Here is a 24,113-nt window from a genome sequence, read left to right as displayed (position 1 = left end):
GAGGGAAAACTATGAATAATACTGTTACAGCCTGTGTGGACGGTTCACTTTCAACGCGGTCAGTGTGTGAATATGCGGCGTGGGCAGCCCGCACTTTGCAATCACAGCTAGCACTGTTGCACGTTATCGAAAAAGACAGCACCCCGGTAGTGTCAGACCTGACCGGCACTCTCGGCATAGACAGTCAGCAATTGCTGACCGATGAGCTGGTAGAAATTGAAGGGCAACGTAATCGCCTGCTGATGGCCCAGGGGAAAGCAATACTGGAAAGTTGTGCTGAACTGCTTCAAAAACAGGGAAGCCCGGATGTGCTTTTGATGCAAAAACACGGTACACCGGATGAAGTTCTGGCAGAGCTGAGCGACCTTCGTCTCATGGTGCTGGGGCGTCGGGGTAGCCAGCATCCGGTAGGCTCTCATCTGGAAAGCGTTATTCGTCTGCAAAAGAAACCCCTACTGGTTGTTCCGGAGAACTACTCAGTGCCTTCCAGAGTCATGCTGGCTTATGATGGCAGTGAAGAAAGCAGGAGTAACCTGGAACGTCTGACGATGAGTCCCTTACTCAGGGGGCTGGAGTGCCACCTTGTCATGGTAAACGGTAAGAAGGAAGAGCTGCTGACCGCACAGCAAATTTTACGTGACGCGGATATAGAAAACAGCACAACACATCTTACCGGGCAATCAGTCGGGGACGCGCTTATTCGTTACGCCGAGGAAAATGCTGTCGATCTGATAGTGATGGGGGCCTACGGTCATTCCAGGTTGCGGCAGTTCTTTATCGGTAGTCATACCTCCGAAATGCTGCAAAAGACGCAACAACCGCTTCTTATCCTCCGTTAGCACTGATTATCTTAAATAAAAAAGGGCGAGTTCTCTCGCCCTTCGTCACAAGAACACGTTTAGTTCAGCCGGTTACCTTTTTCATCAACTACCTTCTCACCGTCCTCTTTCGTGAACGCGCTTTTCTGCGCATCGGGAAGAATATCCAGCACGACTTCAGAAGGGCGGCATAGCCGGGTACCCAGCGGCGTTACCACGATAGGGCGATTGATCAGAACAGGGTGCTGCAACATAAAATCGATTAACTGCTCGTCAGTAAAGCGGTCTTCCGCCAGCCCTAACGCTTCAAAAGGTTCGACATTCTTACGCAGCAGCGCTCGTACCGTGATCCCCATATCCGCAATGAGTTTTACCAGCTCAGCTCGTGATGGTGGGGTTTCAAGATAATGAATAACGGTCGGCTCTGTACCGCTGTTGCGGATCATTTCAAGGGTATTGCGTGACGTGCCGCAGGCCGGGTTGTGATAAATGGTAATGTTGCTCATATCAGTATCTCATTACAAAGTGAAAGACAGACGAAGCGCCAGTGCTGCAAGCGTGACAAACAGCACGGGGATTGTCATGACAATGCCCACCCGGAAGTAATATCCCCAGGTAATTTTGATATTTTTCTGCGACAGAACGTGCAGCCACAGTAACGTTGCCAGACTGCCGATAGGGGTAATTTTTGGCCCCAGGTCGCTGCCGATGACGTTGGCGTAAATCATCGCTTCTTTGATAACACCGGTCGCAGTGCTGCCATCAATCGACAGCGCCCCGACCAGCACGGTCGGCATATTGTTCATCACTGATGACAGGAAGGCCGTCAGGAAGCCCGTACCCAGCGTTGCCGCCCACAATCCCTGCTCTGCCAGCTGATTCAGCAAGGAAGAGAGATAGTGGGTCAGACCGGCATTTCGTAAGCCGTAGACCACCAGGTACATCCCCAGCGAGAAGATAACGATTTGCCAGGGCGCACCACGCAGCACCTTACCGGTGTTAATGGCATGCCCTTTTTTCGCAACAGCAAACAGAAGCAATGCACCAGCGGCTGCGACCAAACTGACCGGTACGCCCAGCGGCTCCAGTCCGAAGAATCCCACCAGAAGCAACACCAGAACCAGCCAGCCGGTTTTAAAGGTATTCACATCACGTATAGCGTCTTTCGGTTCTTTCAACAGAGAAACGTCGTAAACGGCGGGAATGTCCTTACGGAAAAACAGATGCAGCATCACCAGCGTAGCCGCAATCGCGGCCAGGTTAACCGGGACCATCACGGCGGCATATTCTGAGAAACCAAGCTTAAAGAAATCCGCCGAGACGATATTCACCAGGTTTGAGACAATCAGTGGCAGGCTTGCCGTGTCAGCGATAAACCCTGCGGCCATGATAAACGCTAAGGTTGCCCCCCGGCTGAATCCCAGCGCCAGCAGCATCGCGATAACGATAGGTGTCAGGATCAGTGCCGCACCGTCGTTGGCAAACAGTGCCGCAACCATCGCACCAAGCAGGACGATCCAGGTGAAGAGCAGCCGCCCCCGGCCATTCCCCCAACGGGCAACGTGCAGCGCGGCCCATTCAAAGAAGCCGGATTCGTCGAGCAGAAGACTGATGATGATCACGGCGATAAAGGTGGCGGTCGCATTCCACACTATCTGCCAGACCACCGGAATATCCCCCAGATGAACGACGCCAGTCAGCAATGCCAGAATTGCGCCCAGTGAGGCACTCCAGCCAATCCCCAGCCCTCTGGGTTGCCAGATAACCAGGACGAGCGTGAATAAAAAGATAGCACCAGCCAGTAACATCAGAAACTCCATTCACATTTGTTTATTCGGATATATATATCGCCATCAGCAGGAGACAGATGCCACGCTACTGAGCTTGTTGCGTATGTTTTCTCGTTCACAGTTCCAGGCTGTATCAATAATACCCGCAGCCCATGCTGGCATGTGTGGCGACAGTCGGTAATGCACCCATTTTCCTTCGCGACGGTCGATGACCAGCTCGGCTTCACGTAAAAGGGCCATATGGCGAGAAATTTTTGGCTGAGACTCTGCGGTTGCCGCACAGATGTCACAGACGCACATTTCACCGGACTCCCTGAGAAGCATCACGATAGTTGAACGGGTCTCGTCGGCGAGCAGTTTAAAAAGCTGAACAGGCTGTAGCATGCTTAACCTCGTAAAAAAATAACAATACATATGGTATTTCATATGTGATAACTTTTAAAGCATAGCTTATGAAATGGAGATTTTTTATGACCGACTTACCAGCAATCGAACCGGCTTATTTTGATGATGCGCTTGCCAGCAAACTTACGGGCAACAACGAAACCATGCCGCGAATTCTCATCCTGTACGGTTCAGTACGAGAGCGGTCCTACAGTCGTTTTGCAGCGGAAGAGGCCGGGCGGTTGCTGGCAAAGATGGGGGCTGAGGTGAAAATATTTAACCCATCCGGTCTGCCGTTACCCGATGATGCGCCCGAAAGTCACCCCAAAGTGCTTGAACTCCGCGAGCTGGTCAGGTGGTGTGACGGAATGGTCTGGAGTTCTCCGGAAAGACATGGCGCCATGAGCTCGGTGATGAAGGCCCAGATTGACTGGATACCCCTGAGTGAAGGTGCTGTTCGTCCTTCCCAGGGTAAAACGCTGGCCGTCATGCAGGTTTGTGGTGGTTCACAGTCGTTTAACACGGTCAATCAGATGCGGATACTTGGCCGCTGGATGCGGATGTTCACCATCCCCAATCAGTCGTCAGTGCCAAAGGCATGGCAGGAATTTGATGATGAAGGGCGCATGAAACCCTCACCCTGGTATGACAGGATTGTCGACGTTACCGAAGAGTTGTTCAAAATGACGTTACTCCTGAAAGGGCACACAGCCTACCTGTCCGACCGCTACAGCGAAAGGAAAGAGAGTCATCAGGAGCTCGCGGCACGGGTCAATCAGGCCAAAATCTGACAGCCAGGCATGCCCGGATGGATTACCGGGCTTTAAATCGGTTTCTTCCCAAATATCTCTTCAGAGCGTGACTGAAGTTTCACCAGGGCATTGAACATATCGTCCTGATCCAGGGAACGCTGGGATTTCTTCGTCGTGGGAGCTTTACGCCTGCGAGAAGGGCCGTCTCCGGATGGTACGGATTGCGACCGGTTATTATCCCGCTCGGCCTGGACCAGCTGCGCCATTTCCAGGGCCCGCCCCAGACGTTTGTTATCCACAATGGCCCCCTGATCGATTTCAGAAAGCTTGTCATAGGTGGAGTAGGGAAGTGATACGCCATTAAGCCGGAGCTCTTTATGTCCATCCGGGTAATGCCAGACATCGATGTATTTACCAATCGCCCGACGACTGAATTCGCTGTCTTCAATCAGATAAAGGACTTTGTCGTATTGCACTGTGAGTGATTTCGACACTTTACGAGCTTCACGCCAGTTAAATACCATATCAAGATCGTCATCGACATCCAGTTCCCGATGAACATCAAACTCCTGGCGAGGCGCTTTTGCGAAACGACGGTTGTAATCGTTCATGAACTCTTCGGCAAATGCGTTCGCAGCTTCCATGGAACTGATGCCCTGGAGCCTGAGCTCCTTGACCAGTCGGTCCTGAAGCGTCAGGTGCGCCCGTTCAACGCGGCCTTTGGCAGCACTGGTTTCTGCACAAATGGTCTGAATGTTCAGTTCATGCATCGCACGGCCAAACTGGGTATCGCCGTCGCCGCCGGTTGCATTTTTATTGTTGATCCTGAATACGCTGGCTTTGTCGCTGTACAGCGCAAGCGGTTTGCCATGTTTTTCAATATAGCCCCGGGTCGCTTCAAAATAGGTGAAAGTAGACTCAGATTTCACGAAAAGAAGCTGCATTAAACGACTGGTTGCGTCATCAACGTAAACCAGTGCCGTACACTTAGGTCCCCGATTTTCAAACCAGTGGTGGTCGCAGCCGTCGATTTGTATGAGTTCACCGGCACAGGCACGGCGGTAACGAGGTTGCTGAATTTTTGGCGCACGTTGCTTACGTGGGACCCACAGACTGGCCTGAGTCATCAGCTTACGGACGGTTTCTTTGGAAAGATGAACACCGTGCACCTCAGACAGTTTTTCACAGGCCAGCGTCGGACCGAAATCGTTATAGCGTTCGCGAATAATGTTCAGCGCGTATGCGGCCAGTCCCTGAGGCAACTGGTTGTTACTGGATTTACCACGACGGCGGCTGGTCATGCCAATCGGACCATCTTCACGATAACGCGCAAGCAGACGACGGCACTGACGGTCGGAGATACCAAGCCGCTGAGCTGCCATTTGTGTTGTCAGACGCCGGTCGATGACATCCTGAATGATTTTGAGTCGGTTAACTTCATCCAATGTGAAAAACTCCGCTGCGAGAGCCGTCATGGTAATCCTTACTTGATTATACACGCCGGACATCTTAACTTAGCCATTATCGGACATTACAACTTTTCTACTACAACATTAGTGCGCATAATGTATATTATGTTAAATTGATTACAAAGGTCCTTTACTTCACTGTTCACATCCGCACATAGATAAATCAATAGGTTGTGATTTCTGACTTCCCTCTCATTTCTTTCGTTAGGTACAGAGTACATTCTCTTCATATCCATGCTAATCATGAGGTCAATTTTGTGTATTCACTAAATCAGTTGGTTATCTCGGGTTGCAAACGGCAATGGATCCTGATGGACATGGAAAGCTGTCTGCCATTGCTGTATCCCCTCGACCATCTGGCTCACCGATCACTGTCCACACAGTCAGCTTCGCTTCAAATGTTTTGCCATTAACGACAGTCCCAGGTTCCAGTTCTTTGTTTGCATCGTTGCTCCTTGCGAAATGCGGGCTAAATGCAGAATCAATTCCGGTGGAAAGTCTGCTGACCGTGCATGTGATCATGGGAAAACGGTAGACCAGTTGGCGCGCTGCTTGCGTGAACGGGTAGATAATTCAGAGAATTAAGGGAAAAAAATGCCCCTACCATTGCCGCTAGTTGCGGCAAAACACTGATGGTGAGCGACTGGTATAGAACTGTCGGGTACTGTTGTTGAGCCGTACTACGCTGAAATAGAAAGGCTCTTTAGCCTTGAGATAAAAATCTGGCAGCGTTCTGGCCAGTAACGGGTGAACCTTCAGTCCTCCTGAACTGGATGCAACATTTTCTGATAGCAGGAAATAATCATCATCTTTGCGGGTGAAGGAAAACCAGACATTCTGATTCACCGCCAGCGTCTCGCCGTTATTATCGATAATTTGCCCGCGTAAAATAGCAACTCCGCTAGCGCCATTAAAAACATATCTGACGGAAATATCGCCACGAATATCTGGATACTCCATCAATAACTCACCAGAACAATCGAAATGTGAATGCTGCCAGCTCTGTAGCATTAACGTAGCCGTGACCGTTATCGCCACCGCAACGATGAGGCAAAGGCCCCATTTTAAATTACGCACCCACATTTCTGGACTCCTTGAAATAATAGTGTGTAACGCAGTCATTATCCCGCCAGCGGCTATATTGCTGCCGACAGGTTAATGCAGAAATCCGTGGAAAATTCGGATACAGCGTTAGGTAAATCCAGGGGTAACTTTGACAATCCAGCGTACTGGTCCGTATAAATTGCTGATGCTTATCAAATTTCAGCACATCCTGATTAGCGTACCAGTGACATCCCTCCCCTACACTCAGTGGCACATAATGGCTGAGTCTGGCATCAAATTGCGTCTGCCAGGTCACGACTGAGGCTAAAATGCAACTGACAACTCCCGCCAATACCCACCAGAATGCAGGATTACGCGGTGCTTTTGGCGACGCTCTTCCCAACGAATATGATGAATCTATTGGTTGATCGCCAGAAGGCTCTTCTGCCTCCTGCTCCAGTACTTCTAGCTGTGGTTCAAGACGGATCCCTACTTTCGGCACGGTAACGATCAGCTCTTCATTCAGCCCCAGCTCTTTAAATGCGCGGCGCAGCAATGAAATGTTCTGGTAGAAGGTATTATTGGTGACTTGAGCACCGTTAATAAACCAGACATGCTCAAAGAAATAATCGCGTTCAATAACCTGGCCCTGTTGCTGAATTAATAATAGTAAACAACGGGTTGCCGGATTACTTAACGTTTGACGTTTTGTCTCATCTGATTTCGCGTACAATACGTTTCGCTCTGGCCAGAATACAACAGTGCCGTTGAGCAAAAATATTTTTGCCATCATGATCCCTGAATGTGGGTGTTTGTCAATTTAGCCGAAATGAGTTCATCCTGCATTAATTTACAACAGTTGAAAATCCCCAACGATTTCCTTCATCGTTAACCACTGTAAAGTTTATCTTATTATTCCTCATTTCAGGAGCGGTCATCTTAAAAATTACTCGCCGAGAATGCGGTGAAACCACTATTCCAGTGATGGAATAGTCTCCAAAAATCACATTAGCCAGGGTTATGTTCCATGAACTGTCATTTACTGCGTAAATTACCCCGCCTTCATGGCGAAAACTTAGAAGATTGATGGTTTTTTCAGTTAACACCCCTGTGTTTTTCGGTCTCCATAGGACTTTTAGCTGATTTCTTAGCGCTAAACGTACTTTTTCACCTGCCTGAGTGGTTTTCATTTCTGGGGGAATTTGATAAACGTTAAGCCAGAATAACGATTCACGATCGTCGTCCAGCCCCTTACCGGTAGTCATGATTCGCAGTTCTCGCTGTTCGCCGGGTCGAATTTTTAGCACTGGCGGCAGTACGACAAAAGGCGCACTTGCTTGCGATGGTCCCTTCTCAGGTGAACCGTCATCAACCCAGCTTTGCACGACTACCGGATAATCACCGTCGTTTACCAGCATCACTGACCGCTGCGTTTCACCGTGATTGAAAATTACGCGGGTTGTGTTGATATTGACCGCGGCCTGTACGCTGAGCGCTAACATCCAGATACTACTGAATACGCAGTAAAACTTGGACATGTGACTGGTAACTCCCCGCCGTTAACGTATCTGCCCCAAAGCTCGCAAGACGGGCTTCGAAGGTTTCGTTGTAGTAATTCACGCCATCCTGGCTGCCATTGTGCTGCGTATTGTTGCTAATAACCGGCATCCAGCCGCCTTCTGTTCCACTGCCCGTAGTCGATATCGCCATAAAATTTACTGGATTACCTGCCCGGTAAACCTGAACGCCTACACCACGGGCATGTCCGGCAGCACCATATTGCGTATCCAGCAGCCAGGTCACCGTTTTACCGGTGATCAAATTAAAACCCCAGGCGCTATTGACGCTGCTTTCCGGCGCAAGTAGCCCCATCGCCACATTATTCTTCCCTGTCGCCACACCAGATACGACCGTTGATTCGCAGGCGAATCCTATCTGGAATGGCACAGATGAATATTCCCCACGTCTGAGTTGGGCGACGGAAATCGGAGGCAGATGCACTACCGGCGTAAAGTCCGTCACCTGACACATGGCCGCCCGTTTAACAGAAATGCCGTTATTGTACAGACTTATCACCGATGGCCAGTCATTGGCCCAACCCGCCCAGTTTCCACCCCGATGCGGCTGCCCTACTTTTATCCCCCAGGACGTGGTTCCCGGCCCGCGAAACACCACGTAGGCATTAGGATTCACGTAACTGTTATAGGTCGCGGACTGCGCCTGATTGACGTAATAGCGCGTATCCAGCGTTTTGATAAGCTCCGCACTTATTGTCGAGAAATTTTTGGCCTTAATCAGGAAGTTACCATTGGTATCGAGATCCAGATTTTCCAGTGGACGCTGTTGCCAACTGTCGGTAAAGACGCTGCCCGTCGCGTCATGGGTCAAACGCAGCGCCACATTCTTCATGACGGTTAAACGCGCCCCCGGCACATCCGTTGCTTCATACCAACCCGCGTAGGCGTCATCTCCATTGGTTGACCAGGCTTCATAAAGCTGTCCGACGGTATCCGGCGTACAGCGAAAAAAGACCTGCTCTGGATCGTATCCACCGCCTTTGTGCGCATAGGTGGTGAACGGAATACCACCGCTGGATGTCAGGATTGTCCCCGCCGGTTGGAAGCTGCTATTGCTGGTCACATCCACCGATTTACTCAGGCCCGGTAACAGACCATTCCAGGCGTCATTTCCGCCACCGGATCGCCAGTCATTGGCGATGCCATCCGTACTTGCACTGAGTCGGTGCGTTCCCTGCGCGCCGCTGCTTCCCGATTTGTACGGATAAATAATGTATTCGCACGCGGCCTGCGCCCCGGAGGAAAGCAGAGCCAGCAGCAGAAGAAATCGCGTCATGATCATCCTTTCACCACGCAGGCCACCGTTAATGCAATGAGCGGCTCTGTGCGCTGTTGTTCGTTAAGTGTCCATGGTAGGGAGCAGTCACTGCCTTCAAACGTCAGTTGTCCCTGCTCACCCTCGACACGGGCATAAACCTGATTCCCCTGAGCTACCATACCTACGATACGTCCCCGCTCATCGGTCACGGATGCCCCCACCGGCAGTGCCGCTTCGCTATCCACAGTAATGAGCAGCGGGTAGCCAGAAATCGTCGCAAAGCGCAGTTTTACTGCGGCGCCCGCCATCGGTGCAATCCGACGCTGGTTCTCTTGTAGCTCTGCATTCGTGTTCATTTCGCTTCCATCGAGGGTCACATTGTTATAGCGATAAGGCGTTAGCGACGGTACCAGCGCATAACCGCCACTGTTCACCGTTGCCCCTTGCCCACCGCCAACCCGGGCCCCCATTGCGCCCGGCGCTTCTATTAATGCAAAGGTGTCGCCTACCCACGGCCCGGCGACCACGCCATGACGATGTACGACCACCGCGCCGCGTACACCGGCAGACCACTGCTGATAGTTTTGCGACTGTGAAACGCTGCCGTTTAGCGTACCGAAGGCGGTATTTTTTTGTAGCGACCCGCTCCAGTCGCTTACACTGTTGGAGTCACTCTGTCCTTGCTGCCAACCCGCAGACAGCGCGTAATTGAGCGTTTCTTTACTGTCAATTGCACCGGACAAGGCGACCTGCGCGTTGCGTCCGGCCTGCTGTGCCTGACTGACGGAGAGAGCCAGGGTATGCTCACGTTCACCAAAACTGAGGGGTATCGAGAGCGTCAGCGTCGCCATATTCTCTTTTTGTCCCTGCGCGTTGTTTCCGCTACGTAACCAGGTGTCCTGTCGGCTAAAGGACACGCCAAGCGTCATACGACCGAGGGTGGTGTTGTACCCGGCTTGTAACTGAGAGCTGTTTCCACGGCCGCCGTAGTAATCCATCATCGAGCCTGATAACCACAGGTTTCCGTAGCCGCCCAGCGTCTGGTTAACAGTAGCGGTAAACTGATTTTTCTGGCGCAGCGTGTCCGAACGCCACTGCGCATCGCCTTCGTTTACCTTTCGCTCGCCCAGCACATCACCGTAATCACGGTAGCCCTGCGTGGAATAGCGATAACCCGCCAGCGCGACGTGCGTTCCCGTCGGGCCGAACGTTTTGCTCCAGTTAGTTTGCAAACGCCAACCGCTCAGCGACTGAGAGGCGACCCGCGCCCGCGAACCGGTAAGATCTACGCCAAAAGCGCCGAACGTGGTTGCCAGAACACCGCCCATCAGCAGCGCCTGATAATCGTCACCGATCCGCAAGGCACCGTTTGCAGTCAGCAAATTGGTGACCCCACGCTCCAGAGTGAAATCGGTAAACAGGCTGTCGGCTGCGCTGTAATCACGGGTTTTTCCCGCAACCAGACCGTAGCGCCAGACGCCAGGGCGCAGCGATAAAGGTACGCTGGCATAAGGCACGGTGTAGCCACTTTGTTTACCGTCTGCGCCGGTTATTTCAACCTGTAAATCCCCATCCCAGGCCGTATTCGGTAAATCATCAAGTACAAAGGGTCCCTGCGGCACACTGGTTTCGTATAGTGTGCGACCATTTTGTTTGACCACCACGCGCGAGGGCGTAGACGCCGTACCGCGAATTTCGGGCGCATAGCCGCGTCGTGACTGTGGCCACATCCGCTGATCGGTTTCCAGTTTGATACCCGTAAACGCCATGCTGCCAAGCAGGTTGCCCGGCGTGTAGCTTTCGCCTACGGTCAGTAGGCTTTCCAGTTTAGCTATCGGATGCTGGAGCCAGGTTTGCAGCGCGTCCCAGCGTTGGGTTTCACGGTAGTCGTCACGCCGCCAGTTAGCGGAGGACTGCTGGCGAAACTGCCAGCTGCCAATGTTGAAGCCGCTGTTAAGTCCCAGCCAGCCGTAATCACTTTGCAGTCCGTTATTTTTGTTGTGATAAACGTGCAGGTTGTAGTTGCTAAACAGTACACTCTCACCGCTCTGCCACTGTGAAGGTGGCACATAATCCATCGGTGTTCGTTTAAGCGCAGCCTGCGGCACGCTCAGATTCAGGCGCAGCACACCCTGATCGAAATCCCACTGCCCACCGCTGACGCGCACTGCAGGCTCAATGCACGCCTCAGATAATCCTTGCGTCGCTATAACGCCCTGCTCATCCCAAAATTTGCTCGGAAGACAGGGGGCAATGCGCCCATCCGAATTCTGGCGAAACAGTACATCATCCCGGCCAACGTACTGCCCGTTCAGCCAGATATCGACACTGTAACGTCCGGCGGCCACACTCCCTTGATCGTTGAATTGCGCCAACCCTTTTTCGTAGCCACTGCCGAGCAATAAGGCCTCATCGAAGGTGTATTCGCTTGCAAAAACGGGGGCAGCGCCGGACAGAAGTAGCCACCACCAGCGCGGACTAATGATGGACATTGCCCGGATTCTCTACCGTCACGCGTCCGGTTAAGGTCGCACCCTGGTCATTAATCCAGCGCATCTGCGCTTTGCCCAGCAGCGAGATCGTTGTCGGCCATGATACTGTCGTCCACGGCGCGATAGTCTCGCCCTGAATACGCTGCTTTTTACCTGCACCGCTGACCTCAAGCGCGGAAAGCGCGAGGTAATAGCCACTGTTATTGCGCAAAAACAGCTTACCTTCCTGGAGCCAGACCTGACTGGTACTTGCCATCTCCAGCGGTGAACCCACCAGCCCTTTTGGTCTGAGCAGCACTTTTACGCGGCTGCGCACCAGCACTAACAGTTGATTGTCTGCTAGTGCGCCTTTGTCTGTCGGCGGGATCTGAATAAAATTAAACCACCACAGCGACTCCCTGTCCTGCGCAACCGGTTTGCCCACATAACGCAAGCGCACGGTTTGCCCCGCTCGTGCCGCCAGCCGGAAGACTGGCGGCGTGGTGACAAAAGGAGCGTTCGCGGTTTGCGGTACAGATTGCGCATTACCATCATCCAGCCAGACCTGAACCACGCTGGGGAAATCATCGCGGTTAGTCAATTGAACGCTGGCTTCCCGGCTATCAGCAGGATAGATAATGCGGCTACCTGTCATGACAATGCTTGCCTGCGTGCTCGCGCACATCAGCATTCCGGCCAAAACTATCGCTAATCCTTTCATCACACCGAACTCGCTTACAGGTAGGAAACGGCGTATTGCACGGTACCGACAACCGTACCAGCGGTCGCGCCGCCGCTCGGGCTGAAATACTGCACAGCGAAATCGTGTTCTCCGGAAGTACTGCCTGCCGCTACAGTGATGCCAGCAACCGGTGCTGCATTACGCAGATCAACAGGCGTGGTACCGGTGCTGTTCGTCATCAACTGCAGCTCGACGTTTTGCGCCGTACCGGTGTTGGCCAAATTACCGCGTTCGGTCATATTATTGGCGATAAATATCGTCTTGATATCCAAAGCATCGGTATCGATAGTGCAACCGGTCACACCGAGGGTAAATGTTGTCAGGCCTGTTGAGGAGGCTGCAGTCGCGAGTTCGCTTTTAGCGACAGACGGTAATAATACTACCGGCCGCGCATTTACGCCGTTAACGGTAACTTCGCAAGTTTGCTCGGTCACTTCGCCTTTAAAGGTGATGGTATTCGCTGAGTCGGCATGAGCGATCTGAGCGAATAACAGCGCCAGACTACCAGCAACAAATATATAGCTGGCATGTGGAATCTTGATTTTCATATTGTCTATCCTTAATAAAAAACGCACAGGCATCCTGACTATGTTACGCAATAGTCTCCCTCCGCTATTTATTTGCGGTGGAGTCAATATGGTAGCAAGGTCTTATAGCACCATAGGAATAACCCTACGATGATTACTAGTTTAAGAATAATCTCAGAGATTAAAACCTTTGTTTTCTCAAATGATATAAATAGCGATCTTAAATAAGAAATAAACGCTTCTGCATGCGTTTAACTATATGTTTTTATTGGTTTAATGGAAGTAACATGCGTTTAAGGAAAATTTTTCTTAAGTTAATGGGAAGCAGATAAAACTCAGGATTGTCGCAGATTAATTGTGTTAGTGACCAACAGAAACCGTTGCGGTACGTAAAGGCCAGGGTAGGTACGAGTTCGCGGCATGAATTTTTACAGAAGGTGTTGTTGATATGTTCACTAGTAAGAAAAATAATAAACATGGTTATTTATGATCTGTTCTGGCGTACCGCATAAGTGAGTGGTAATAAGGTGGTAATATTCTGAGAACCACCCTGCTCGCCGGCGCAGTTTTTTCAGCGTAAAAATAAATTGACATCTATTGAAATGTAAAGAAATGAAAATTCACGCTTACTCATCAAAAAGTATGAGTGAAGTCGCACCAGGAAAATCCATAGTTATGATCATCACAAAAATGTAATGTGAGATTAAACCCCGACCCGTTTAAACATAACGAAACCATCGTCTTCTAACGCTATGCACCCTGAATATGTCTACAAATTCAATGGGGCAAAAGGCTGTCTGTCATTCTTTGACGCTGAATCCACAAGTAAAGTGGAGATTATTACGTTAAGCAATAACTTCAGGAGAATAACTCTAATTACGTAGTTAATATTTTAAGTATTTCAATAAATGGACTTTTGCAATGCACTAACAATTAGTAATTAAATACGACTCATTCTCATGTGTATGTTGCAAACAGAAGAACCGAGTGGTGATAGCTAATTTAAGGCAAAGATAGGGGTAATTATTATGGCCTCACAATATGACTTTACTGTCACACTGCACGATCTCGCTTTTATTCTCAAGCAGATCAAAATATCTGAAGCAGCGACTAACCCGGATGGCACCGTCAATGGCGATGCGCTTCGTGATTTAGTATCCAGCCCGCTGTTACCCTACGGACTCCGCACTGTTGACGGATCATGGAATAATCTCCTGCCGGGTCAGGAATTATATGGTTCTGCTGACCAGACAATGCCGAGGCTAACGGCATTGAACTGGCAGGATGCGGATGCGATGACCAGCTACACGCAAATTGGTGGCACGGTTATTGATGCAGACCCCAGAATTATCAGTAATTTAATCTCAGATCAAACGGCGTCTAACCCGGCGGCACTCGAAGCATTCAACGAATTAAAAGACGCCCCAGGTGGCGGGACGACTACGGGAAATGGCAGTTTATCTATCCCTAACCTGTCTCCCGACATTGGCCTCTCCCCCGCTTTTAATGGCTGGATGACTTTTTTTGGGCAGTTTTTTGACCATGGTCTGGACTTAATACCAAAAGGAGGGAACGGCATTGTCTTCATTCCGTTGCAGCCCGACGATCCTTTATATGTGGAGGGATCACCAACTAACTTTATGGTATTAACGCGAGCCGAAGTTGATGAAAATCATGATACTGTAAACCTGACCACCCCATTCATTGATCAAAACCAAACCTACACTTCCCATCCTTCGCATCAGATTTTTATCCGCGAATACGTATTAATCGACGGTAAACCAGAGCCTACCGGTAACTTATTAGGCGGGGCTAACGGTGGGCTGGCGACCTGGGCTGACGTCAAAAACCAGGCTGAACACTTGCTCGGTATTAAACTCACCGATCAGGACGTTTTTAATGTTCCCCTGCTGGCGACCGATCGTTACGGTAATTTGATTTTAAGTGAAAATGGCAAAGTGCAGATCGTCACGACCGCCGGGTTAGTCGAAGCGAACGGTAGCGTCTTATCCGCAGATACGCTGCGTACCGGGCATGCTTTTCTTGATGACATTGCGCATACTGCCGCGCCAAAAACGGGTCTGGTGGCCGACAATGATGATGTCATTGGTGGCACACAGGCGACTGGAACCTACGATGATGAAATGCTCGACCGCCACTTTATCACCGGCGACGGACGCGGTAATGAAAACATTGGTTTAACCGCGGTCCACGCCGTATTTCACAGCGAACACAATCGCCTGGTAGAGCAATATAAAACCACCCTGCTGGAAACCGGTGATGTTGCCCTTATCAACCAATGGTTGATGCCGAACCACCAAATAACCGAGCTGCCGGCGGATACCAGCACCCTGGTATGGAACGGAGAGTATTTATTCCAGGCAGGACGCTTCTCCACGGAAATGCAGTACCAGCACCTCGTCTTCGAGGAATTTGCGCGTACTGTACAACCTGCGGTCGATCCGTTTGTCTTCTCAAACACGGCCGATATTAACCCACTGATCTTTGCCGAGTTTGCACATGTCGTTTACCGTTTCGGGCACTCTATGCTGACAGAGACCGTGGCGCGTACCGACATTGACATGCAAAACGGTGATATCGGCCTGATTGCGGCGTTCCTTAATCCGGTGGCATTTAATGAAATTAACGGTGCCACCGTTTCTGATGAACAGGCTATCGGCGCGATTGTGCGCGGTATGACGCGACAAGTCGGCAACGAAATTGATGAATTTATTACTGATGCCCTGCGTAATAATCTCATCGGTTTGCCGCTTGATTTAGGCGCGCTTAACATTGCCCGTGGACGTGAGACGGCAATGCCAACGCTGAATCAGGCCCGTGAGCAGTTCTTTGCCTTAAGCGGTGATAGCCAACTACGGCCCTATACCAGTTGGTCCGATTTTACGACGTACCTGAAAAACCCCGCCTCGATCATTAACTTTATGGCCGCCTATGGTCAGCACGAGCTGATCCTCAATGCTACCAGCCTCGAAGGTAAGCGCGCAGCGGTTAACTTCTTACTGTTTGGCGACGCTAACAATGCCCCACCAGCGGATGCGATGGATTTTTTCAACAGTACCGGTGCGTGGGCGACCAAAGAAACGGGCCTGAACATGATCGATTTCTGGATCGGCGGGCTGGCTGAACGCAAAAACGAATTTGGCGGCATGCTGGGTTCAACCTTCAACTTTGTTTTTGAAACGCAAATGGAAATGTTGCAGGACGGCGACCGTTTCTATTATCTGAGCCGCGTTCAGGGTCTGAACATGCTCAACGAACTGGAGGCTAACTCGTTTTCCGCTCTGGTCATGCGGAATAGCGATCTGGGTGAAAATGGTTCCTCCCACCTGCCCGCCAACCTGTTCCAGACACCAGACCATATTTTCGAAGTGAACCGCGTCCTGCAAACGGAAATTGATCCTAAATGGGGGAATCCACTGAAGGATCTGCTCTCACCGCTCCTGGTACGCCGCGATCCGGGTGCTGATGTGAACGGTGATGGCTTTGCCGACGGTGGATATCTGAAATATACCGGTGATGGGCACGTCGTACTTGGCGGTACGGCAGGCAACGATACGTTAATCGGGGGGAAAGGCATCGACAGCCTGTGGGGCGACGGCGGTGATGATCGTCTGGACGGGGGCGATGAAGCGGACGTGGTTCACGGCGGTGACGGCGATGACATCATTACTGACACCGGTACGCCCGTTGGCGATGCCGACTTTTTGCACGGAGATGCCGGACACGATGTCATCTTCTCCGGTAACGGGAACGATCTGGTCTTTGGCGGCAGCGGCAGTGACTTCGTGGTCGTCGGCGAAGATGCCCAGGAAGTCTTCTCGGGGCAGGATAATGACTTTGCACTGGGGGGATCGGGCGCTGATTTCTTGATGGGGAACGAAGGTGACGACTGGCTGGAAGGTGGCGACGGATTTGACACCCTTGCCGGAGACAACTCTGAACTGTTCTTCAACAGTACCATTGTGGGTCACGACGTTCTGAATGGTCAGGGCAACGATACTGACTACGATGGTGAAGGCGGTGACGACATCATGGTTCAGGGTGCGGGCATCCAGCGCAATAATGGTATGGCCGGTTTCGACTGGGCTATCCATAAGGGCGACCCGAACGCGGCGAACTCTGACCTCGGGATCCCGATTTTCGTCAATCAGCAGGAATTTATACTGCGCGACCGTTTCGACCTGGTTGAAGGACTATCGGGATGGAAATACAACGATATCTTAACCGGTACGGAACAGCCGCTTGGTACGGCGCCGGTTCAGGGCGTTCCCCTCTCCAACAATCTCACTCAGGAAGGTGCTGACAGAATTGACGGTTTACAGGCCATTCTCGGCGTAGAACGCTCGGCTAATCCTAACGCGGTACTCCTGAACCCTGATGATGGTAGCGATATTTTACTCGGCGGCGGCGGCAGCGACCGCATTATGGGTAAAGCGGGTAATGACATCATTGATGGTGATGCCTGGCTGAACGTACGCATTGCCGTCACCGGTATGGCGGGACTGACCAGCGCCGAAAGCATGGCCGAGTTAAAATCGTACATGCTGTCGGGCACGCTGAAACCGAATCAACTGTCTATCGTGCGTGAAATCTTGCATGAGGGCGATGGCACTGAAACTGATGTGGCAGTCTACCGCGATGTCAGCAGTAACTATGCCTTTACCCGTATGGCAGACGGCAGTCTCAGGGTTGACCACGCAACGCCAAATGCTGCCTTGAATCTGGATGATGGTACCGATCGCCTGCTGAACATTGAAAAACTGGAGTTCGGTGATGGCCAACAGCTGTGGGTAACGGCGCAGAAAGCGACGGGCAACGTCAACATCAGTAGCGTAGCACCTTCGGTGGGCGACTTGCTGCGCGTCAACGTAGCGGACTTGCTGGATGGCAACGGCCTCGCGGCGGATGTCGCCATTACTATGACCTGGCAGGCATTTGTTAACGGGCAATGGCGGGATCAGGCGACCGGGGTGGAGTTCAGGGTACCGGGGACAATCCAGGGCGCTCCGCTGCGCGTCGTCGCCAGTTTTAACGACCGCATGGGCGATGCGGAAACCTTAGTCTCTGCGCAAACCCAGGCGATCATGCCTCGTAATCAGGCGACCACCGGTGTGCCGGTGATTAATGACCTGACGCCAACCGAGAGCCTGACGCTGACTGCGGTTGTTTCGGGTATTGCCGATGCCGATGGTCTGAGCGGCGGTAACTTCAGCTACCAATGGAGAATGAGTACCCCAACCGGATTCGTCAACATTATCGGCGCTACCTCGGCCACCTACACGCCCGGTCAGGCGGCTGTAGGACGGACGTTGCAGGTGGTGGTCACCGTTGTTGATGACGAAGGCAACCCCCCGGTTGTTTTGACATCAACAACCACCCAACCGGTTGGTGACCTGATTGTTGGTAACAACGGAAACAACACCCTGACAGGTACCGCATGGAGCGACATTCTGCGCGGTGAAAACGGCAATGACACCTTGTCGGGTGCTGCGGGTGATGACCTGCTGGTTGGTGGAGCCGGAAACGACAACCTGTTTGGTGACGCGGGACAAGACACGCTGCAGGGTGATGCCGGAGACGACACCCTCGACGGCGGTCTGGGGGCGGATAGCATGACCGGGGGTAGCGGCAATGACACCTACATCGTGAATGACTTTGGTGATGTGGTGATCGAAGGTCTGAACGGCGGGACGGATGTGGTTCGCACCAATCTCAGCAGCTATGACCTGACCGATAACGTGGAAGAGCTGGTGTTTACCGGCAGCGGCGGTTTTATCGGTACCGGGAATAGTCTTGCCAACATCATCACAGGTGGTGCGGGCAACGACCAGTTGTTTGGTATGGGAGGCAACGACCAGCTGTTCGGCGGCGTCGGCAATGACTTCCTGGATGGCGGCGATGGCGTTGATAACTTGCAGGGTGGAAACGGTAACGACGTCATGATTGGCGGCGCAGGTGCCGATACCCTTTCCGGCGGCAACGGCGACGACATTCTCAATGGTCAGGAAGGCAATGACAATCTGGATGGCGGTACCGGGAATGACATCTTCGCCTTTGGCACCGCCTTTGGGCGAGACCGTATTACCGGCTTTGATAGTAACCCTAACGGCGGCCAGGATTATCTGGATCTGGTCTTGCTAGGGATTAATGCGGGTAATTTTGCCAGCAGCGTGTCCATTACCGGCAGCAACGGTAATACCGTCGTCACCATCGGTACTGACAACATTACGCTGGTCGGCGTCAATTCAAGCACCGTCACTATTGGTGATTTTTATCTGGAAATGCCAAACACCCTTGCCAGTAACAACGGCAATGGATCGTTGATCGTATAAGGAGAAGACTATGTCGCGCCAGCATACGCCAACAGAACTGAATAATGCTTTAAAAGGAACGAAACCCACTTTTCTTATACTGCTGTTTTTTAGTTGTGTGATTAATATGCTTATGCTGGCGCCGGCAATTTATATGCTGCAGGTTTACGACCGCGTTCTGGTGAGTAAAAACACCACTACGTTGTTAATGTTAACCCTGCTTATTGTCGGCTTATATATTGTTATTGCCATGATTGAATCAGCCCGGGCTAAGGTCATGGTGCGTCTGGGGAATCGGCTGGATGTGAAGTTAAGCCAGCTGATTTTTAACTCGGCGTTTAAAAGAAAGATTGCCACCGGTGATAACAACCCTGCGCAGTCAATAGCTGAGCTTGATCAGATTCGTCAGTTTCTTTCTGGCAACAGTCTGTTTGCCCTGCTGGATATCCCATGGACGCCCATCTATTTATTTATCGCGTTTCTTGTCCATCCCCTGTTGGGATATCTCTCGCTGGGCGGGATATCCTTGCTGTTTATTCTGACGCTGGTCTCTGAAATAGCGACTAAACGCCCTATTCAGCAGGCCCATGCGTTGACCATCAACAATGCCACCAAACTGAATAAGCAACTGCAAAACTCCGATACCATTGAGGCGATGGGGATGCTCTCTACCCTCAAATCTCACTGGCAGGAACAGCATGACAAAGTGCTGGTACTGCAAACGCAAATCGCCGATAAAACGGCAGGATTAAGCAGTCTGAGCCGCTTTGTTCGGGTTCTGCTGCAGTCCATTGCGCTGGGGGCCGGAGCATTACTGGTGATCGGGGGGCAAATTACCCCCGGCCTGATGATTGCCGCTTCGATTATTCTGGGGCGAGTCCTGAACCCGGTTGAGCAAGTGATCGGCAGCTGGAAGCAGTTCGTGCAGTTTCGCAGCGCGTGGCACCAGCTCTCGACGCTGCTGAAGGAGTACCCGGTACCGAAAGATGTTCTGACTCTGCCGAAGCCAAAAGGGAATATCAGCGTCGAAGGCGTCTTTGCGGCGGCGCCAGGCCAGCATGCGCCACTGTTGCGTAATATCTCATTTCAGCTTGAACAAGGCGAAGTGCTGGGGATTATCGGCCCGTCTGCATCAGGAAAAACATCGCTGGCTAAAGTACTGGTCGGCGTATGGAAACCGATATCGGGAAAAGTCAGGTTAGACGGCGCGGATATTTGCCAGTGGGATAAAGAATTGCTCGGCCCGTCTATCGGCTATCTTCCACAGGATGTCGAACTGTTTGACGGCTCAATCGCGCAAAATATCGCCCGTTTTACGAAGAATGACAGCGAACTCATTGTGGCTGCCGCGCTGCTGGCGGGCGTACACGAGATGATCCTGCGCCTGCCGCAGGGGTACGACACGCTGCTGGGTTCTGGCGGCCACCAGCTATCCGGTGGACAGCGCCAGCGTATTGGACTGGCGCGCGCCGTCTATAACAACCCTGCATTTCTGGTCCTTGATGAACCGAATGCTAACCTGGATGATGCCGGCGAGTTCGCCCTCATCAAGGCCATTAACACGCTCAGAACGCAGGGACAAACCACCGTTATCATTTCCCACCGACCCACGCTGCTCGGCGTGGTCAATAAGGTCTTGCTGCTTAATGACGGCGCAATCCAGGAGTTTGGCACCCGCGACCAGGTGTTTACCACTTTACGCCAGGCCAACGTATTGAAACCGGTGGCGACAGCGTCTTCATCCAACAATGAACAAAAACGCGAGGCGTGAAGATGAAAAAGAACCATAAAGGGTCCGGGAATTCGGGTTCCGCTGATGTGGATACTAATATCTGGGCGCCGATCGTTCGGGGGATCGTCGTCATTGTGCTCGGCGTCGGCGGCTTTCTGCTCTGGGCGGTGCAAGCGCCGTTGGATGCAGGCGTCGTCGCGGATGGCACGGTGACCGTATCAAGCAACCGCAAAACAATTCAACATCTGAGCGGTGGACGCGTCACGGATATTTTTATTAAAGAAGGTGACCTGGTCAAAAAAAATCAGGTGCTCGTCCGTCTGGATAAAATGCAGCTCGATATGCGTTTTAGCGCCCTAAACGCCCAATATATTTCAGCAAAAAGTATCGAAGATCGGCTGATGGCAGAACGGGACAGTCTGGAGGAAATTGCCTTCAATAGCACGCTGACCCAGCAATTTTCCGGGAATAAACGTCTGACAGAGGTCAGAAACTTGCAGGCCAAACTCTTTGATACCCGGCGTAAAACGATTCAGGATGAATTGTCGATGATTCAGGAAACGCTCGATGGCCTGATCGGGCAAACGGATAATTTAAACAAAATAAAAGGCTATCGCGATCGTCAGTTCACTCTGATTAACCGGGAGCTCGGCGCGATCCGTGCGCTGAGCGAAAAAAACTACTATCCGAAAGCGCAATTGTTGGTGCTTGAACGCGAGGCGGCTGAAATATCCAGCAGTGTTTCGGAAGATATTCTAAATATTGCCAAACTCAAATCTCAGCAAAACGAACTGAAAATCAAAGCGTATCAGGTCCGTCATCAGTATCTGCGCGAGGTGGAGTCTGAGCTGACTGAAAACCAAAAAGAAGTTGCCATGCTGGAAGACGAACTGGTGTCCATCCGTCATGAGCTGGATAATACTGAAATTCGCTCACCGATTAACGGCGTGGTGCTGGACGTGAAAGTCAGTACCATCGGCGGCGTTATTCAGCCAGGCGAGCATCTGATGGATATTGTCGCCGCCGGCCAACCGATGCAAATCGATGCCAAAATACCGGTGCATGCTATTGATAAACTCGCCCCAGGGTTAACCGTGGATGTGCTGTTCCCCGCCCTCAACCACGCGCTGTTGCCGTCGGTGCCTGCGCATGTATTAACCGTCTCCGCAGACCGTTTAATTGATGAAGCCACGCAGCAGCCTTATTATCTCGCCGAAGTGCAGGTCTCAACTGAAGGTGCGCGTCTGTTGGGCGATTACAAGATCAAAGCCGGGATGCCCGCCAGCGTGACGATTAAAACCGGTGAACGGACATTTTTGAGCTACCTGTTTAAACCGTTGCTCGCCCGTCTGGAACTGGCGTTTAAAGAGTACTGATCGTCAATTCTATACCGCGACAGAAACCCTGATGCTCATTCGCGAGCATCAGGCCGGTTTATGCCATTGCTGGTCGCCCTGCTTTCTTGTAACCTTCCCCTTCGCAGGCCTACTGCGTGTGCGAATGATTAATTTGGCCCTCCTGAACTGGACTTCATATGAATGCTCATACTTCTAAAGACCCTTTACATGGCGTAACGCTTGAAATGCAGGTCAATGCGCTGGTTGCTCGCTTTGGGTGGGCTGAGCTGAGCCAGCTCATCAACATTAACTGTTTTAAAAACGAACCCAGCGTTAAATCCAGTTTAAAATTTCTGCGCCGCACGCCATGGGCGCGTGCTGAAGTTGAAGCGCTGTATCTTGATTCCCTGAATGATGACGCCCCGGAAAACACAGAGTCTCCTGCCTTTGACCCCTGGGCTAATAGTCGTATTAAGAAATAAGAGCCTTATCAGATGTCAGCATTCGGTTTTATTTCAGGTCATTATCAGAAAAAGCTGGCGAGTCTCATCGCCCGTTCTCGCAACATACTCCCGATAACCAACGTGAAATGGTTCGCCGCGCTCGTCGGCAGCATGCTCTTACTCGGCAGTTGCTCTTCCGAGCCGCCGGTGACAAAAACGCCCCCGCAGCCTCCGCTGACTAAACCGCAGCGCAGCCTGGAGCCCATGCGCGGCGTCTGGCTGGCGACAGTTTCCCGTCTGGACTGGCCGCCGGTCGCCTCCGTTAACGTCAGTTCGCCCACCCTGCGTATTAGCCAACAGCAAAAAGCGCTGACGGATAAGCTGGATAATCTAAAACGCCTCGGGATCAACACCGTGTTTTTTCAGGTCAAACCTGACGCCACCGCGCTGTGGCAATCTAAAATTTTACCCTGGTCAGATACCCTGACAGGCAAGATCGGCGAAGATCCGGGTTACGATCCGCTGCAGTTTATGCTCGACGAAGCGCACAAGCGCGGCATGAGAGTCCATGCCTGGTTTAACCCCTATCGCGTTTCCGTCAACACAAAGTCGGGGACCGTGACGGAGTTAAACAATACCCTGTCCCAACATCCATCGAGCGTCTTTGTCCTGCATCGGGAGTGGATCCGCACGGCGGGAGAACGTTTTGTTCTCGACCCGGGCATTCCCGAAGTCAGAGACTGGATAGCCAGCATCGTGGCGGAAGTGGTTGAGAAGTATCCCGTCGACGGCGTTCAGTTTGATGACTACTTCTATACCGAGTCGCCCGGTTCGGCGCTTAACGACAGCCAGACCTTCAGAAAGTATGGTCAGGGATTCGCCTCGAAAGCGGACTGGCGGCGACATAACACGGAAAAGTTGATCGAACAGGTTTCGCGAACCATCAAGAAACTAAATCCCGAAGTGGAGTTCGGCGTCAGTCCGGCAGGCGTATGGCGTAACCGTTCGCACGACCCGGCCGGTTCCGACACGCGTGGCGCGGCGGCGTATGATGAATCCTATGCCGATACTCGCCGCTGGGTACAACTGGGTCTGCTGGACTACATCGCCCCACAGCTTTACTGGCCTTTTGCCCGCGATGCCGCGCGTTATGATGTGCTGGCGAAGTGGTGGGCAGACGTGGTCAAGTCAACTAACACCCGCCTGTATATTGGCGTTGCACTGTATAAGGTCGGTGAACCGTCGAGAAAAGAACCCGACTGGGCGGTCAACGGCGGCGTCCCGGAACTGAAAAAGCAGCTCGATATGAACGAGTCTGAGCCGCACATCAACGGTACGATTTTGTTCAGAGAAGATTACCTCAATCAGCCCCAGACCCAGGACGCGGTGACCTATATCCGCAATCGCTGGGGGCAGTAATGTTGCCGCTATCCGCCG

The 24,113-nt window shown here is 51.9% G+C and carries 18 protein-coding genes; 7 read left to right on the top strand and 11 right to left on the bottom strand.

Annotation, left to right across the window (positions count from 1 at the left end; all coding sequences use genetic code 11):
• Positions 1 to 11: 11 nt before the first annotated feature.
• Complete coding sequence (locus tag JQ822_RS06985; protein WP_001066652.1) at positions 12 to 839, top strand: universal stress protein; 828 nt, start codon at positions 12 to 14, stop codon at positions 837 to 839.
• 59 nt (positions 840 to 898) lie between these two features.
• Here JQ822_RS06985 and arsC read toward each other — a convergent pair whose 3' ends face one another.
• The 3 genes from arsC to JQ822_RS06970 are packed head-to-tail and all read right to left on the bottom strand — an operon-like array spanning position 899 to position 2,992.
• Positions 899 to 1,324 carry a glutaredoxin-dependent arsenate reductase gene (gene arsC / locus JQ822_RS06980; RefSeq protein ID WP_000065802.1) on the bottom strand — a complete coding sequence of 142 codons (426 nt, stop codon included), beginning with the start codon at positions 1,322 to 1,324 and terminating at the stop codon, positions 899 to 901.
• 12 nt (positions 1,325 to 1,336) lie between these two features.
• Positions 1,337 to 2,626, bottom strand: a complete 1,290-nt coding sequence (locus JQ822_RS06975) for an arsenic transporter (protein WP_000922628.1) — start codon at positions 2,624 to 2,626, stop codon at positions 1,337 to 1,339.
• Positions 2,627 to 2,671: 45 nt separating this feature from the next.
• The gene (locus JQ822_RS06970; protein ID WP_000941305.1) at positions 2,672 to 2,992 is read right to left on the bottom strand and encodes a transcriptional regulator; all 321 of its coding nucleotides are present in this window, start codon (positions 2,990 to 2,992) and stop codon (positions 2,672 to 2,674) included.
• Positions 2,993 to 3,078: 86 nt separating this feature from the next.
• Here JQ822_RS06970 and arsH point away from each other — a divergent pair, with 86 nt between their 5' ends.
• Positions 3,079 to 3,783 carry an arsenical resistance protein ArsH gene (arsH, locus tag JQ822_RS06965; RefSeq protein WP_000130816.1) on the top strand — a complete coding sequence of 235 codons (705 nt, stop codon included), beginning with the start codon at positions 3,079 to 3,081 and terminating at the stop codon, positions 3,781 to 3,783.
• Between the two features lie 32 nt (positions 3,784 to 3,815).
• Here the strand turns inward: arsH and JQ822_RS06960 are convergent, their stop codons facing one another.
• From JQ822_RS06960 to JQ822_RS06925, 8 genes are all read right to left on the bottom strand, one after another.
• Positions 3,816 to 5,219: an ISNCY family transposase gene (locus JQ822_RS06960; RefSeq protein WP_011152984.1), complete on the bottom strand. Its 1,404-nt coding sequence runs from the start codon at positions 5,217 to 5,219 to the stop codon at positions 3,816 to 3,818.
• 606 nt (positions 5,220 to 5,825) lie between these two features.
• Positions 5,826 to 6,296: a hypothetical protein gene (locus tag JQ822_RS06955; protein WP_244848804.1), complete on the bottom strand. Its 471-nt coding sequence runs from the start codon at positions 6,294 to 6,296 to the stop codon at positions 5,826 to 5,828.
• Positions 6,283 to 7,047, bottom strand: coding sequence for a winged helix-turn-helix domain-containing protein (locus JQ822_RS06950; RefSeq protein WP_213132834.1), 765 nt, complete (start codon positions 7,045 to 7,047; stop codon positions 6,283 to 6,285). The genes JQ822_RS06955 and JQ822_RS06950 overlap by 14 nt, the downstream gene beginning before the upstream one ends.
• 55 nt (positions 7,048 to 7,102) lie before the next feature.
• A complete protein-coding gene (locus JQ822_RS06945; RefSeq protein ID WP_213132833.1) occupies positions 7,103 to 7,759 on the bottom strand; it encodes a fimbrial biogenesis chaperone in 657 nt (218 codons plus the stop codon).
• Positions 7,760 to 7,766: 7 nt separating this feature from the next.
• Entirely contained in the window at positions 7,767 to 9,110 is a 1,344-nt protein-coding gene (locus JQ822_RS06940) for a fimbrial protein (protein WP_213132832.1), read from the bottom strand.
• Positions 9,111 to 9,112: 2 nt separating this feature from the next.
• Complete coding sequence (locus JQ822_RS06935) at positions 9,113 to 11,584, bottom strand: fimbria/pilus outer membrane usher protein (RefSeq protein ID WP_213132831.1); 2,472 nt, start codon at positions 11,582 to 11,584, stop codon at positions 9,113 to 9,115.
• Positions 11,571 to 12,284 carry a fimbrial biogenesis chaperone gene (locus JQ822_RS06930; RefSeq protein WP_244848802.1) on the bottom strand — a complete coding sequence of 238 codons (714 nt, stop codon included), beginning with the start codon at positions 12,282 to 12,284 and terminating at the stop codon, positions 11,571 to 11,573. Before JQ822_RS06930 ends, JQ822_RS06935 begins: the two co-directional genes overlap by 14 nt.
• A 14-nt stretch (positions 12,285 to 12,298) precedes the next feature.
• Positions 12,299 to 12,853, bottom strand: a complete 555-nt coding sequence (locus tag JQ822_RS06925; protein ID WP_213132830.1) for a fimbrial protein — start codon at positions 12,851 to 12,853, stop codon at positions 12,299 to 12,301.
• A gap of 1,007 nt (positions 12,854 to 13,860) precedes the next feature.
• Between JQ822_RS06925 and JQ822_RS06920 the strand changes: the two genes are divergently transcribed.
• From JQ822_RS06920 to JQ822_RS06900, 5 genes are all read left to right on the top strand, one after another.
• Positions 13,861 to 19,185, top strand: coding sequence for a peroxidase family protein (locus tag JQ822_RS06920; protein WP_213132829.1), 5,325 nt, complete (start codon positions 13,861 to 13,863; stop codon positions 19,183 to 19,185).
• Positions 19,186 to 19,195: 10 nt separating this feature from the next.
• Complete coding sequence (locus tag JQ822_RS06915) at positions 19,196 to 20,935, top strand: type I secretion system permease/ATPase (RefSeq protein WP_213132828.1); 1,740 nt, start codon at positions 19,196 to 19,198, stop codon at positions 20,933 to 20,935.
• 2 nt (positions 20,936 to 20,937) lie between these two features.
• Positions 20,938 to 22,272 (top strand): HlyD family type I secretion periplasmic adaptor subunit, encoded by a 1,335-nt coding sequence (locus tag JQ822_RS06910; RefSeq protein WP_213132827.1) that lies wholly within the window; start codon positions 20,938 to 20,940, stop codon positions 22,270 to 22,272.
• Positions 22,273 to 22,430: 158 nt separating this feature from the next.
• A complete protein-coding gene (locus tag JQ822_RS06905) occupies positions 22,431 to 22,715 on the top strand; it encodes a VF530 family protein (RefSeq protein ID WP_213132826.1) in 285 nt (94 codons plus the stop codon).
• Positions 22,716 to 22,727: 12 nt separating this feature from the next.
• Entirely contained in the window at positions 22,728 to 24,095 is a 1,368-nt protein-coding gene (locus JQ822_RS06900; RefSeq protein WP_213132825.1) for a glycoside hydrolase family 10 protein, read from the top strand.
• The last annotated feature ends 18 nt before the right edge of the window (positions 24,096 to 24,113 follow it).

Origin of the sequence: Citrobacter sp. FP75 (genome assembly GCF_018342065.1) — a bacterium.
Lineage (GTDB): Bacteria > Pseudomonadota > Gammaproteobacteria > Enterobacterales > Enterobacteriaceae > Citrobacter.
The sequence above is the reverse complement of the archived record's forward strand: the minus strand, read 5'-3'. Positions and strand labels throughout refer to the sequence as shown.